At 69.1% G+C, this 13,957-nt stretch carries 13 protein-coding genes; 6 read left to right on the top strand and 7 right to left on the bottom strand.

Translation table 11 applies throughout. The annotated features are described in order from the left end of the window. Nucleotides 1-104 precede the first annotated feature (104 nt). On the bottom strand, nucleotides 105-491 hold the full coding sequence (locus tag I4Q42_RS20950) for a MerR family transcriptional regulator (protein ID WP_198578037.1): 387 nt from the start codon (nucleotides 489-491) through the stop codon (nucleotides 105-107). A gap of 69 nt (nucleotides 492-560) precedes the next feature. On the opposite strand from I4Q42_RS20950, the gene I4Q42_RS20955 reads away from it, so the two are divergent. After that, nucleotides 561-1,319: a MauE/DoxX family redox-associated membrane protein gene (locus I4Q42_RS20955; RefSeq protein ID WP_332873126.1), complete on the top strand. Its 759-nt coding sequence runs from the start codon at nucleotides 561-563 to the stop codon at nucleotides 1,317-1,319. 148 nt (nucleotides 1,320-1,467) lie between these two features. On the opposite strand, the gene I4Q42_RS20960 is transcribed toward I4Q42_RS20955, so the two are convergent. Then, on the bottom strand, nucleotides 1,468-3,216 hold the full coding sequence (locus tag I4Q42_RS20960) for an acyl-CoA dehydrogenase (RefSeq protein ID WP_198578038.1): 1,749 nt from the start codon (nucleotides 3,214-3,216) through the stop codon (nucleotides 1,468-1,470). Nucleotides 3,217-3,403: 187 nt separating this feature from the next. Between I4Q42_RS20960 and I4Q42_RS20965 the strand changes: the two genes are divergently transcribed. From I4Q42_RS20965 to I4Q42_RS20980, 4 genes are all read left to right on the top strand, one after another. Beyond that, the gene (locus I4Q42_RS20965; RefSeq protein WP_198578039.1) at nucleotides 3,404-4,027 is read left to right on the top strand and encodes a YceI family protein; all 624 of its coding nucleotides are present in this window, start codon (nucleotides 3,404-3,406) and stop codon (nucleotides 4,025-4,027) included. A 24-nt stretch (nucleotides 4,028-4,051) separates the two neighbouring features. Next, nucleotides 4,052-5,392 (top strand): YceI family protein, encoded by a 1,341-nt coding sequence (locus I4Q42_RS20970; RefSeq protein ID WP_198578040.1) that lies wholly within the window; start codon nucleotides 4,052-4,054, stop codon nucleotides 5,390-5,392. Continuing rightward, on the top strand, nucleotides 5,323-6,300 hold the full coding sequence (locus tag I4Q42_RS20975) for an L-threonylcarbamoyladenylate synthase (protein WP_198578041.1): 978 nt from the start codon (nucleotides 5,323-5,325) through the stop codon (nucleotides 6,298-6,300). The genes I4Q42_RS20970 and I4Q42_RS20975 overlap by 70 nt, the downstream gene beginning before the upstream one ends. 64 nt (nucleotides 6,301-6,364) lie before the next feature. Then, nucleotides 6,365-6,898: a hypothetical protein gene (locus I4Q42_RS20980; RefSeq protein WP_198578042.1), complete on the top strand. Its 534-nt coding sequence runs from the start codon at nucleotides 6,365-6,367 to the stop codon at nucleotides 6,896-6,898. Here I4Q42_RS20980 and I4Q42_RS20985 read toward each other — a convergent pair. Beyond that, entirely contained in the window at nucleotides 6,870-7,925 is a 1,056-nt protein-coding gene (locus I4Q42_RS20985) for an NAD-dependent epimerase/dehydratase family protein (RefSeq protein WP_198578043.1), read from the bottom strand. The genes I4Q42_RS20980 and I4Q42_RS20985 overlap by 29 nt on opposite strands. Nucleotides 7,926-8,116: 191 nt before the next feature. Here I4Q42_RS20985 and I4Q42_RS20990 point away from each other — a divergent pair, with 191 nt between their 5' ends. Beyond that, entirely contained in the window at nucleotides 8,117-10,525 is a 2,409-nt protein-coding gene (locus tag I4Q42_RS20990) for a TonB-dependent receptor (protein WP_198578044.1), read from the top strand. 210 nt (nucleotides 10,526-10,735) lie between these two features. Here I4Q42_RS20990 and I4Q42_RS20995 read toward each other — a convergent pair whose 3' ends face one another. From I4Q42_RS20995 to I4Q42_RS21010, 4 genes are all read right to left on the bottom strand, one after another. Next, on the bottom strand, nucleotides 10,736-11,497 hold the full coding sequence (locus I4Q42_RS20995; protein ID WP_198578045.1) for an ABC transporter permease: 762 nt from the start codon (nucleotides 11,495-11,497) through the stop codon (nucleotides 10,736-10,738). After that, a complete protein-coding gene (locus I4Q42_RS21000) occupies nucleotides 11,494-12,438 on the bottom strand; it encodes an ABC transporter ATP-binding protein (RefSeq protein ID WP_198578119.1) in 945 nt (314 codons plus the stop codon). The genes I4Q42_RS20995 and I4Q42_RS21000 overlap by 4 nt, the downstream gene beginning before the upstream one ends. A 95-nt stretch (nucleotides 12,439-12,533) precedes the next feature. Beyond that, nucleotides 12,534-13,337, bottom strand: coding sequence for a hypothetical protein (locus I4Q42_RS21005; RefSeq protein ID WP_198578046.1), 804 nt, complete (start codon nucleotides 13,335-13,337; stop codon nucleotides 12,534-12,536). Nucleotides 13,338-13,488: 151 nt separating this feature from the next. Continuing rightward, entirely contained in the window at nucleotides 13,489-13,953 is a 465-nt protein-coding gene (locus tag I4Q42_RS21010; RefSeq protein WP_198578047.1) for an NfeD family protein, read from the bottom strand. Nucleotides 13,954-13,957 lie beyond the last annotated feature (4 nt).

Raw genomic sequence — 13,957 nt, forward strand, 5'->3', positions numbered from 1 at the left:
TCATCGCCCGCTTCATGCGGGCGACCCAAGCTGAGCCAGCAACGTCCGGACAAGCCGCTTGGGTCGTCCGGACAAGCCGGGCGATGATTTTTGAAAATATAGAGCTAGGTCTCGAACGCCGCGATGATCGGGCAGGGGCCTTCGTCGCCGGCGCTGCAGGTATGCAGCAGCTTCGACAGCCCCGTCCGCGCGGCCTTCAGCTCCGCGATCTTGCGATCGAGGTCAGCGATGCGCTCGCGGGCCAGTTCGCGGGCCCGAGGGCGGTCCTGGCCGGCGTCGAGGGCCAGCAGCTCGCCGATCTGCTCCAGGGTGAAGCCGGCGCCCTGGGCCGAGCGGATGAACCGCAGCCGCCGCACGGCCTCGTCGCCATAGCGCCGCATCCCTTCGCCCCGCTCGGGCGTCTCCAGCAGGCCCCGGCGCTGGTAGTAGCGGACCGTTTCCACGCCCACCCCGCCGGCCCGCGCCAGTCCCGCGATCGAATTGGCCGCCATGCCTTGACTCCGTACCCTGGTACGGAACCCATATGAGGCGGGTCCCGTACGCGTACAAGGAGACCCGCCGTGAGTTCAGCCGCCCAAACTGGTCCCAAGACCGCCGTCCTCTACCGCATGGTGATGGACAGGCACGTCTGCCCCTACGGCCTGAAGGCGCGCCACCTGCTGCGTTCCAAGGGCTATGCGGTCGAGGACCATCCCCTGACGACGCGGGAGGAAACCGACGCCTTCAAGGCGCAGCATGGCGTCAAGACCACGCCGCAGGTGTTCATCGGCGGCGAGCGGATCGGCGGCTTCGACGACCTGCGGCGCTGGTTCGGGATCAAGCCCCGCGATCCCAAGGCCAAGACCTATCGGCCGGTGATCACTCTCTTCGCCATGACCGCTCTCTTGGCCCTGGCGGCGACCTATGTCGTCGACGGCGCGTTGCTCACCCTGCGGGCGGCCGAGTGGTTCATCAGCTTTTCCATGGTCGTGCTGGCCATCCAGAAGCTACGCGACGTCGAGAGCTTCTCGTCGATGTTCCTGGGCTACGACCTGCTGGCCAAGCGCTGGGTTCCGTACGGCTACATCTATCCGTTCGCGGAGGGTCTGGCCGGTGTGCTGATGACGGCCGGCGTGCTGACCTGGTTCTCCGCGCCGCTCGCTTTGGTGATCGGCGGGATCGGCGCGGTCTCGGTGTTCAAGGCCGTCTATCTCGACAAGCGCGACCTGAAATGCGCCTGCGTCGGCGGCGACAGCAACGTGCCGCTGGGCGGGGTGTCGCTGCTGGAGAACGTGATGATGGTGGCGATGGCGGTGTGGATGTTGGTTCGCGGCCACTGACGGGAAGGCCAACCACCAACAAAAAAGAAGTCATCGCCCGGCTTGTCCGGGCGACCCAAGCGGCCTGTCAGGATCGGCGAGTTCAGCTTGGGTCGCCCGCATGAAGCGGGCGATGACTTCCTATTTTTGGGACCTGCTTTTCTGGGTCCTAGTGAACCCCCAGGGCCTCCGGCGTCACCGCCACCAGGTCCGCGTCGCCCAGGGTGACGGCGGCCAGTTGGCCCGGCACTTGCGCCAGCACGCTCTCGGCATAAATCCGCAGCAGTTGGCCGCGCAGGGCTTCGGCCCCCGGGGCCAGGGCGCCCTTGGCGAGCATCCAGCCGCCGACCGTGTCGCCCAGCAGCTTGAGGTAGGCCGTCGCGCCGCTGAGGGCGTCGGGCATGGCGCGGGCGCGGCGGTCGACCAGCCAGGCGGTGGCCGAGGCGGCCGCGTCGAGGGCGGCTTCCAGGCGGCCGGCGACCGGCGTCAGCGAGGCGTCGGCGGCCTTGAGCGCTTCGATGGTGTCGCGGATGTCGTCCATCAGGTCGGCCACGGCCTGACCGTCGGCCAGACCCAGTTTGCGGCCGATCAGGTCGATGGCCTGGATGCCGTTGGTGCCCTCGTAGATCGGGGTGATGCGGGCGTCGCGATAGTGCTGGGCAGCGCCCGTTTCCTCGATGAAACCCATGCCGCCGTGGATCTGCACGCCCAGCGAGGCGACCTCGACGCCGACGTCGGTCGACCAGGCCTTGGCGATCGGGGTCAGCAGCTCCTCGCGCAGCTTGGCGGTGGCGCGCACGGCCGGGTCGCTGGCGGCGTGGGCCAGGTCGGCGGCGACGGCGGTCGACAGGCAGATGCCGCGCGCGGCCTCGATCTTGGCCTTCATCAGCAGCAGGGTGCGGCGCACGTCCGGGTGATCGAACAGGCGGGTCGGATAGGCGCCGGTCCAGGCCGAACGGCCCTGCACGCGCTCCAGGCTGAAGTTCAGGGCCTGCTGGTAGGCGCGCTCGGCGATGGCGGTGCCTTGCGCTCCGACCTGAAGGCGGGCGGCGTTCATCATCGTGAACATGTGGGCCACGCCCTGGTGCAGCGTGCCGACCAGCTCGGCCTTGGCGCCCTCGAACAGCATGACGCAGGTGGGCGAGCCGTGGATGCCCAGCTTGTGCTCCAGCCCGCCGACGCGCACGTCGTTGACCACGCCCGGCTTGCCGCTCTCGTCGATCAGCACCTTGGAGGCCAGGAACAGCGACACGCCCTTCACGCCGGCCGGGGCGTCGGGGGTGCGGGCCAGCACCAGGTGGACGATGTTGTCGGTGGCGTCGTGGTCGCCCCAGGTGATGAAGATCTTCTGGCCGCTGATCGTCCAGCCGCCCTGGCCGTCCGGCGTGGCCATGGTGGTGATGGCGGCCAGGTCCGAGCCGGCCTGGGGCTCGGTCAGGTTCATGGTGCCGGTCCATTCGCCGGAGACCAGCTTGGGCAGGAACAGGGCCTTGTGGCGCTCGGTGCCGTGCAGGGCCAGGGCCTCGATGGCCCCCAGGCTCAGCATCGGGCACAGGCCGAAGGCCATGTTGGCCGCCTGCACCATCTCCAACGTGGCGATCTCCAGCGCCTTGGGCAGGCCCTGGCCGCCGTGCTCGGGCGCGGCCGCCAGGCTGGTCCAGCCGGCCTCGGCGAAGGCCTTGTAGGCCTCGGCGAAGCCGGGGGCGCTGCGCACCACGCCGTTCTCCAGCTTGGCGCCGACCAGGTCGCCGGCCCGGTTGATCGGGGCCAGCACCTCGGCGGCGAACACGCCGGCGGCCTCCAGCACGGCGTCGACGGTGTCGGAATCGGCCTCGGGATAGGCGTCGGCGAGCTGGTCGAAGCCGGCCACGTGGCGCAGCGAGAAGGCAAGGTCGCGGACGGGGGCGCGGAAGGTCATGCAGGGGCCGTTCTGTTCAAGCGTCGGGGCGCAGTTATGTGATCCCTGTTTAGATCGCTCGACCCGCCACGCCAAGGACCGCCAGGCGATCACGGCTTCGTGAGAAGACGCCCCTTCAACTGAGCGGCGAAGTTCTTAAGTCGGGGAAATCGTAACCGTCACTATGACAGTTTGGAGAATTCGAACCATGGCTCGCCCCTTCGCCTACGCCATCCTGGCCGGCGCCCTTCTCGCCGCTCCCTTCGCGGCCCCGGCCGTCGCCCTGGCGCAACCGGCGACGGATCCCGCCGCCGCCCCCAAGGGCGACTGGGCCCTGGACAAGCGCCACGCCAGCCTGACCCTGCGCGTCAAGCACTTCGGCACCTCGAACTACACCTTCCGCCTGTCGGGCCTCGATGGCGCCTACAGCTTCGATCCGGCCAAGCCGCTCGACACCAAGGTCAGCATCGCCGTCGACCCGAAGTCGGTCGACACCGGCCTGCCGAACTTCAACAAGGAAATCTCGGACGATCCGAAGTTCTTCGACTCGACCAAGTATCCGACCATCACCTTCGTCTCGACCAAGCTGGACCAGACCGCGCCCGGCAAGGGCAAGCTGACCGGCGACCTGACCTTCCGCGGCGTGACCAAGCCGGTGACCCTGGACGTCACCTACAACGGTTTCGCCAAGACCCCGTTCGGCAGCCAGATCATGGGCTTCTCGGCCACCGGCAAGATCAAGCGCTCGGAGTTCGGCTTCACCCACCTGGTGCCGCTGGTCTCGGACGACGTCGACCTGGCGATCGAAGCCGAATTCAATCCGAAGAAGTAAGATCCTGAACTAAGGGACGGCCCAATGACCGCCGAGACGCACGCAAACCCCGCCTCGGCGGCGGGTCCTGTCCGCTACACGACGGTGGCGATCATCCTGCACTGGCTGATCGCCGCCGCTCTGATCTTCCAGGTGATCCTGGGCTGGCGGGCCGACGACGGCCCCAAGGGGGCGGAGACCTTCGCCCTCTTCCAGCTGCACAAGTCGATCGGCATCACCATCCTGGTGCTGAGCCTGGCGCGCCTGGCCTGGAAGCTGACCCACAAGTCGCCGCCGGCCCCGGCCGGCCAGCCGACCTGGGAAAAGCTCGCCGCCCACGCCGTGCATGTCGGTTTCTACGTGATCATGATCGGCCTGCCGCTGACCGGCTGGATCATCGTCTCGACCAGCCGCATCAACATCCCGACGATCCTGTTCGGCGCCATCCCCTGGCCGCACCTGCCGGGCCTGGGCCATCTGGCCGACGGCGCCAAGGAGGCCTGGAACAACATCGGCCACCTGGGCCACGGCCTGCTGGTCAAGTTCACCTACCTGCTGCTGGCCCTGCACCTGGGCGCGGTGGCCAAGCACCAGATCCTCGATCGCGACGAGGTGTTCGGCCACATGGCCGCCGGCGCCAAGCCGGGGATCAAGGAGCCGCGCCTGTGGCTGGCCGCCGCCGGCTTCGCCGCGGTGGTCGCCGCCGCCTATCTCTACACGCCGGCCAAGGCCAAGGCGCCCGCGCCGGCCCCGGCCGAAAGCGCCGCCGACGAGCTGGCCCTGCCGGAAGAGACGCCTGCGCCGGTCGCCGCGCCCGCCGCCGGCGCTGCGCCTGCCGCTCCGGCGGAGGCCGCCGAAGCCGCCCCGCCAGCCGACAGCGCCCTGAAGGATCCCGTCGCCTGGACGGTGCAGAAGGGCTCGCACCTCGACTTCAACCTCGCCTGGGCCGACACCCCCATCCAGGGCCGGTTCAGCCGCTGGACCGCCGACATCCTGTTCTCGCCGGAAGCGCTGGATCGCTCCAAGCTGACCGTCAGCATCGACCTGGCCTCGGCCGCCTCGGGCGACAGCCAGCGCGACGAGAGCCTGCAAGGCCCCGACTTCTTCAACACCTCGGCCAATCCCAAGGCGACCTTCACGGCGACCAAGTTCCGCAAGACCGCCGAGGGCCGCTTCGTGGCCGACGGCACGCTGGACCTGCGCGGGACCAAAAAGCCGCTCAGCCTGCCGTTCAGCCTGAAGATCGACGGCGACACGGCCACGGCGCGCGGTGTAACCAGCCTCGACCGGACCGCGTTCGGGGTTGGACAGGGCGAATGGGCGTCGACGGATCAGATACCGGCCAAGATCAAGGTGAGCTTCGCCCTGACCGCCAAGAAGAAGTAGGTCGCGCAGCGGACGCGCTCGCCGCTGGCGGGCTCGTCCTGCTGCCCACCGAAACCGTCTACGGCCTGGGGGCGGACGCCGCCGACCCCGCGGCCGTGGCGGCGATCTTCGAGGCCAAGGGCCGTCCGCGCTTCAACCCGCTGATCGCCCACGTCGCCGACGCCGCCATCGCCGCCCGCATCGCCGCCTTCGACGACCGGGCGAGCGCCCTGGCCGCAGCCTTCTGGCCCGGCCCCCTGACCATCGTCGCCCCGATCGCCGACCCTTCCGCCGTCTGCGATCTGGCTCGCGCGGGGCTGGAGACCGTGGCCATCCGCGTGCCCGGCCACCCGCTGGCCCGGGCCGTGCTGGCGGCCTTCGGCGGCGCGGTGGTGGCGCCCTCGGCCAACCGCTCGGGCCGGCCCAGCCCGACCACCTATGCAGACGCCTTCGCCGAGACCGGTGACAAGTGCGCCGCCGCCCTCGACGGCGGCCCCTGCGCCGTGGGCCTGGAATCCACCGTCGTCGCCGTGCTCGACGGCCCCGTGCGCCTGCTGCGCCCCGGCGCCGTCACCCGCGCCCAGCTGGAAGCGGTGGTCGGGCCGCTGGCCGAAGCCGACGACGACGCCAGGCGCTCCCCGGGTCGCCTGGCCCTGCACTACGCCCCCGACGCTCCGGTGCGCATCGACGCCGCGGGTCCGAAGGACGGCGAGGCGTTTCTGGCCTTCGGCGCCTGGCCGGAAGGGGAGGGGGTGCTGAACCTCAGCCCCTCGGGCGACCTGGCTGAAGCCGCCGCCAATCTCTTCGCCTACCTGCGCGCCGCCGACCGCCTGAAGCCGACGGCCATCGCCGTGGCGAAGATCCCCGACGAGGGCCTGGGCGAGGCGATCAACGACCGCCTGCGCCGCGCGGCGGGGTTCGTGGGGTAGGCAGGCCCACGCCGAAAGCGCTAGGGTCGCGGCCAGTCTAGCGTGAAGGTTGATCGGGGCGCGCATGGGGGCGAACAAGCTGGCCGTCGAGGTCGTGGAGGCCGTGGAGCGAGCGGCCGCGCCGGAGCCGGCGTTCTGGGGCCTGTGGCGGCGCCTGAAGGACGACTTCCCGGCCTGGAGCCTGCTGCCGTCCAGCCTCTATACGCCCGGCGCCTGGGGCTATCTGGGCGTCGATTTCGTCAGCGGCTTTCGCCAGAACCCTTCGACCCGCCGGTCCTTCGCGCTGCTGGACGGCGTCGACGAGGCGACCTTCGACGCCGTGGCCGCCCTGGCCGCGCTCAACGCCCGCCGGCAGGAGCAGATGCTGCGGGCGGTGATCATCACCTACCTGACCGTGCCGATCTCGGTGACCGCCCTGGTGGCCGAGGTCATGGGCGACAGCATCGGCGCCCTGGTGCGCCAGAACGCCTCCCTGGTGGCCGGCATCGCCGTGACCCTGGCGGTCGGCCCGATCTCCTACCTGCTGAGCAACTGGCGCGCCCGCCAGATCGTCGGGGTGCTGGACCTGATCAGGATCGAGCGCGGCGTGCGGGGCTGATCGCGAGGATCTCGTCCTCCGCCGCATAGTCGAACAGGTCGTACGGATAGCCGGCGAGGATCGGGAAGGCCTCGCGCCAGTCCCGCCCGGCCGCCCTTTGGGCGAGGTCGTCGCAGATCTCGCCTGTGGTCGCGCCGTAGTCGGCGACGGGCGCATAGCCCAGGGCTTCGGCGGCGCGGGTGTCCAGCACGAAGGGGCGCGGCACCGACCAGGGCGTGCGCCCCGCCGGGGCCGGGAAGCGATCGTCGTCCAGCCCGACGAGGGCGCCTTCGAACCGCATGCGCCGGGCGATGGTCGTGCCGATCTCGCCGACGCTCAGGGCCTGTGGATCGGCGATGTTGAGGATCCGCGTCCCGGGGCGGTCGAGACAGACGGCGACCAGCTCGGCGATGTTCAGCACCGACGAGGTGTGGAAGCGGCTGCGCCCTCGATAGGCGAGCGGGATCGCGGGACGGCCGTCCAGCATGCGCTTGACGAACCACCACTCGCGCGGATGGGTCGACCCCGGCCCGTGGATCGCCGCCGGCCGCAGCACGCTGACCGGACAGCTCGCCCCGTCGAGCACGACCCGTTCCAGGGCGACCTTGCGGGTCGAATAGGTGGCGTCGCCGGGTTCGACGACGGCCTGGCTTTCGGGGATCGGATCCGGCAGCGCGGGAAAGCCGGTCTGGCGGGCCTCGTCGAGGGTTCGCCCCTCGGCGTCGCGATAGACGCTGGACGAGGAGACCACCAGCAGGGCGCCGATGTCGCGTTGCAGCTCCAGCAACTGCCTACCGTCCTCGGCGTCATAGGCGGTGACGTCGATCAGCGCGTCGGCGCCGGCGCCGACCGCGCGCCGCAGCGCGTCCGGCGCCGTCCGATCAGCCGTCATGAAGGTCGCGCCGCGTTCGATCAGCGCGGCGGGAAGCGGGCGCCGGCCTCGGCCGACGACCTTCACCGCCCAGCCGGCGTCGAGCAGGCGGCGGGTCACCGCGCGCCCGATCTGTCCGCCGCCGCCCAGCACGATCGCCGATCGGCCCATCGCCATCTCCATGGTTCCTGATAGCGTCCGACCCGGTCTGGCCGAGACCCGGGCGGGATCATCGGACGCCCACTCTCCGTATACGCCGCAGAAAAACTCACCCCTAGCGGAGCCATTCTCTATTTCACCGATAGGAATAGGTAACTATCACCCTCCTCAATCGCCGAATGGCGTTATCCAAAAACGAGGGGGATCTCGTGACCATCGGACTTTTCGGCGGACTGTCGGCCAAGGGCCTCACGCGCGCCGCCCTGCTGAGCGCGCTTCTTTCGACCACGGCCGGCGCCGTCTACGCCGCCGACCTGGCGCCCGCCGCTGACGCCGCCGTCGCGCCCGCCGCCGATCCTGTCGCCGACGACGCCTCTCTGGTCGGCCAGGTGTTCGTCACCGCCCGCCGCCGCGAAGAAAGCGCCCAGGAGGTGCCGATCGCCCTGACCGTGACCTCGGCCGAGACCCTGACCCAGACCGGCGTCAACAGCATCGTCGCCCTGACCCAGCTGGTCCCGACGCTGCAGGTGCTGTCGCCCAACCCGCGCAACACCGCCCTGACCATCCGCGGCCTGGGCGCCTCGTACGGCCTGGCCAATGACGGCCTGGAGCAGGGCGTCGGCATCTATGTGGACCAGGTCTACAATTCGCGCCCCGGGGCGGCGACGCTCGACTTCATCGACATCCAGCAGATCGAGGTGCTGCGCGGCCCGCAGGGCACGCTGTTTGGCAAGAACACCACCGCCGGCGCCCTGAACATCACCACCCGCGACCCGGGCCAGGAATTCGAGGCCGACCTCGAGGCCAGCTACGGCAGCCTGAACTTCCGCCAGTTCAAGGCCACGGTGGCCGGTCCGCTGATCAAGGACCTGGTGTCGGGCCGCCTGTCGTTCGTCGGCACCTGGCGCGACGGCGACCTCTACAATCCCAAGAGCAACACCTGGCAGAACGCCCGCTCGAGCACGGGCTACCGCGGCCAGTTGAAGTTCACCCCGAACGACAAGCTGACGGTCAAGCTCTACGGCGACTACGCCGTCCAGCAGCCCGAGTGCTGCACCCAGGTCTATGTGACGGTCGGGACCACCAAGAAGCCGGTCGAGCAGCAGTACGCCTATCTGGCCGCCAACCGGAACTACAAGGTCGCCAGCACCAACCCCTATGACCGCATCTCCGACATCGACGATCCGATCCAGGCCGACCAGTGGGTCAACGGCCTGTCGGCGGTCGCCGACTACGACTTCGGCCCGGTCACCCTGACCTCGGTCACCGCCCACCGCGAATGGGACTGGGAGCCGCGCAACGACCGCGACTACACCGCGCTGGACGTCACCCGCCGCTCCAACAACCCCTCGCACCAGAAGCAGTTCAGCCAGGAGTTCCGCCTGTCCAACAACGGCGGCGAAGCCTTCGACTGGACCGTCGGCCTCTATTATTTCGACCAGAACGTCACGACCCACGGCGTCACCGAATACGGCTCGGACGCCTCCTACTGGCTGTTGCCGGGCACCGGCACGCCGGACGCGATCCTCGCCGGCTACACGGTTTTCAACGACAGCACGATCGACACCACCAGCTACGCCGCCTTCGGCCAGCTGACCTGGAAGGTCTCCGACCGCCTGAGCATCACGCCCGGCGTGCGCTACACCCAGGAAAAGAAGGACGGCGCCTACGTCCAGACCACGACCGGCGGCGGCGCGACCACCGACACCGCGCTGATCAACCGCCGCCTGGGCATCGCCCGTCCGCAGAGCTTCACGGCCAGCACCGACGACGGCGCCTGGTCGGGCCAGATCGCCGTGGTCTACGGCCTGACCAAGGACATCAACGCCTACGCGACGATCTCCAGCGGCAACAAGTCGGGCGGCATCAACATGACCGCCCTGCCGCTGACGACCGCGAACACGCCGTCGCTGCAGGCCGCCGTGGTCCGTCCGGAAAAGGTGACGACGATCGACATCGGCTTGAAGACCCAGTGGTTCGATCGCTTGCTGACCGCCAACGTCGCGGCCTTCGCCACCGACGTCGAGGACTTCCAGGCCAATATCGTCGATCGCGGTCCGGGCGCTCTGCGCGGCTACCTGGCCAACGTCAAGAAGGTCGAGGTGCGCGGCGTCGAGCTGGACGCCACCACCCGCTCGATCGGCGGCTTCAAGTTCTACGGCAACCTGGCCTGGACCGAGGGCAAGTACGCCGACTTCACCAACGGGCCGTGCCCGCTGGAGCTGGTCAGCGCCTCGACGGCCGCCTGCGACCTGTCGGGCCGTCCGCTGCCGGGCCTGTCGAAGTGGGCCGGTTCGGCCGGCGCCGAGTACCGCCGCGACGTGGTCCTGGGGCGCCTGGCCGGCGAGGTCTATGCCGGCGCCGACGCCAGCTTCCGCTCCAGCTACTACGCCGACAGCACGGACTCGCGGTACACGATCATCAAGAACTACGAGATCGTCAATCTGCGCGCCGGCTTCAAGTCGGAAGCGGGCTGGGAAGCGTTCGTGTCAGTGCGCAACGCCTTCGACGCCGAGTACCTGCAGAACATCACCGTGGTCTCGGGCAATTCGGGCCTCGTGGTCGGCACCCCCGGCGACGCGCGGGCCTTCGCCTTCACGCTGAAGGCCAGCTACTAAGCGCTAAAATCCTTCTCTCTGAGAGAGAGGGAGGGGCCCGCCGCGAAGCGGTGGGAGGGTGAGAGGTTTCACCGTTCGTCGGTGGATCTCGAGCCCTTCCGCTAGCCTTGGCGGCGGGCCGCGCCTTGTTCGGAGAGGGTATAACCTCTCACCCTCCCAGGCGAAGCCTGGGCCCTTCCCTCTCTCAAAGAGAGAGGGGTGAAGGGCGGCCTACTGCTTCAGCCGATACCCGGTCTTGAAGATCCAGCCCACGACCGCCAGGCACAGCACCAGCACCCCCAGCGTCGCCGCCAGGCTGATCCCGACGCCCACGTCGGACGTGCCGAAGAAGCTCCAGCGGAAGCCGCTGATCAGGTAGACGACCGGATTGAACAGCGAGGCCGTCCGGAAGGCCGGCGGCAGCATGTCGATCGAATAGAAGCTGCCGCCCAGGAAGGTCAGCGGCGTGATCACCAGCAGCGGCACGATCTGCAGCTTCTCGAAGCTGTCGGCCCAGATGCCGATGATGAAGCCGAACAGGCTGAAGGTCACCGCCGTCAGGACCAGGAAGGCGGCCATGAACAGCGGGTGCTCGATCTCGAACGGCACGAACAGCCGCGCCGTGGCCAGGATGATGACGCCCAGCATCAGCGATTTGGACGCCGCCGCGCCGACATAGCCCAGCACGATCTCGAACGGCGACACGGGGGCCGACAGCACCTCGTAGATCGTGCCCGACCACTTGGGCATGTAGATGCCGAACGAGGCGTTCGACAGGCTCTCGGTCAGGATCGACAGCATGATCAGGCCCGGCACGATGAAGGCGCCGTAGGGCACCCCGTCGACCGAGGTCATGCGCGAGCCGATAGCCGCGCCGAACACCACGAAATAGAGCGAGGTCGACAGCACCGGCGCGGCGATGCTCTGGGCCAGGGTGCGGAAGGTCCGGGCCATCTCGAAGCGATAGATGGCGGCGATGGCGTGGGGGTTCATGGCCGGTCCTTCACCAGGCTGACGAAGATCTCTTCGAGAGAGCTCTGGCGGGTGTTGAGGTCGGTGAAGTCGACGCCCTCGGCGTGCAGGCGGCGCAGCAGCGGGGCGATGCCGGTGGCCTCGGCCTGGGCGTCGAAGCTGTAGACCAGCTCGCGGCCCTCGTCGGCCAGGGCCAGGTCGTACTCGTCCAGGCCCGCCGGCACGGCGTCCAGCGGGGCCTGCAGGTGAAGGGTCAGCTGCTTCTTGCCGAGCTGGCGCATCAGCACCTTCTTGTCCTCGACCAGGATGATTTCGCCCTTGCGGATCACCCCTACCCGGTCGGCCATCTCCTCGGCCTCCTCGATATAGTGGGTGGTCAGGATGATGGTGACGCCGGTCTCGCGCAGCTTGCGGACCATCTCCCACATGTCGCGGCGCAGCTCGACGTCGACGCCGGCGCTGGGCTCGTCGAGGAACAGTATCGAGGGCTCGTGGCTCAGGGCTTTCGCGATCATCACCCGCCGCTTCATGCCCCCCGACAGGGTCATGATCTTGGCGTCCTTCTTGTCCCACAGCGACAGGTCGCGAAGGATCTTCTCGATCAGGGCCGGGTTGGCCGGCTTGCCGAACAGGCCGCGGCTGAAGGTGACGGTGGCCCAGACGGTCTCGAAGGCGTCGGTGGTCAGCTCCTGCGGCACCAGGCCGATCTTGGTGCGGGCCGGACGGTACTCGCGGGCGATGTCGTGGCCGTCGGCGACGACGGTCCCGGTCGAGGGCCGCACGATGCCGCAGATGATGCTGATCAGCGTGGTCTTGCCCGCGCCGTTGGGGCCCAGCAGGGCGAAGATCTCGCCGCGCTTGATCTCCAGGTCGACGGTCTTCAGGGCCTGATGGCCCGAGGCGTAGGTCTTGGTCAGGCCCGAGACCTTGATGATGGGGTCCACCCGGTCGTTCCCTTCGATGCGTGCGGTCCCGCGCCAGATGGGGGCGAGCGGCCGAAAGCGCCAGGGTTCTTTACGTCACCCTCGTAAAAGGGGCGAGACGCGCGGCGCGGCCCCTAGGCCGCCAATCGCGTCGCGCGGCCGTAGGCGGCGAGCGCGGCGCCCAGGCCGGCGGCGTTCGACGGCTCGGCCGCGGCGCTGGCGGCGACCGCTTTCGCGGGCGCGGTCTCCTCAACGGCCTCGGCTTGCACGCGGGCCTTCTGCAGGTCGTCAAACCAGGCGTCGGCCTTGGCGTCCCAGTCAGCAGGGAAGGTCGGTCCGCCCCAGTCGGCGATGTCCTTGGAGACGCCATGGAACCAGTTGGCGTCGATCTCCTGGCCGATCGATCGGGCGTATCGCAGGCGGATGTACAGCTCATCGATCGGACCGCGCTCGTCCTGAGGCGGCGGGTTGCCCTCGTCGTCGACGATCATGTCGCCCGTGCCGGCGACGAAGAGATTATAGCCGGTAACCTTGCGGAACATCGCCTTGTCGTCGTCGGTGATCTTGGCCAGCTCCATCGCGTTGGCGCTGTCGCTCGCGGTCCAGGCCGCCTGGGTCCCGGACATCGCCATCAGGGTGGCCATGCTTTCTTGGGTGGTGTTGACCTGCACGCCCTTCTTCATGACCGGCACGCCAAGGTCGCCGTGCATGACCTTGCCGTCGGCGTCCAGCTGGAAGAGGGTCGCCAGGGTCTGCGGCGAGGTCAGCTGCTCCGCCCCGGTGAACTTCCCGTCCTTGAAGAGGACGCCGGTCGAAATCTGCGACGGAATGCGGGCCGCCAGGTTGGAGGCCTCATTGAACTTCTGTGCGGCGAAGACAGCGTCTGACGCCGGCGCCGCGTAGGGCCTGGCTCTGCTGGTCGCGGAATTGACAAGCATTGATGGATCTCGGCTCTTCTCTGCAACCTTTTGGTGCAGTTTTCGTGCCGGGATTTTGTTCAATGAAAACAGGCGGCGAAGGCCGGGCTTCCGTCCGCGATTAACCATGGGTCGGTTCGAAACTGCCCAGGCCGTCGCACTTTGCCGGGTCTCACCGCACCGTCAGCACCGCCCCGTGCACGCCCACCACCGACACCCGCGTCCCGGTCGCCGGCACGGCGTCGCCCTCGGCCTCGTCCTCGACCCGGGCGGCCCATTCCTTGCCGTCGACGAACACCCGGCCGCGGCCGTTCTCGAAGGCGGCGACCACCTCGGCCGGGCGGCCGAGCAGGCGCAGGGTGGGGTCGTTGAGGTCGGGGTCGGGACCGGCCAGGGCCGGCCGCAGGAAGCGGCGGGCCAGGTAGGTCGAGACGATGGTCAGCACCGCGAAGAGGGCGATCTCCACCGGCAGGTCGGTGGGCGCCAGCAGGGCGACGACGCCTACGGCGGCCGCCGCGGCCGCCGGCCACAGCAGCCAGCCGGTGCCCGAACCGACCTCCACGGCCAGGAACGCGGCCGCGATCGACAGCCACAGCCAGAACGGATGGGCGACGTAGAAATCGATCAGGCCGGTCATGGCC

The sequence above is a fragment of the Caulobacter hibisci genome (assembly GCF_016135805.1).
In the GTDB taxonomy this organism is placed as follows: domain Bacteria; phylum Pseudomonadota; class Alphaproteobacteria; order Caulobacterales; family Caulobacteraceae; genus Caulobacter; species Caulobacter hibisci.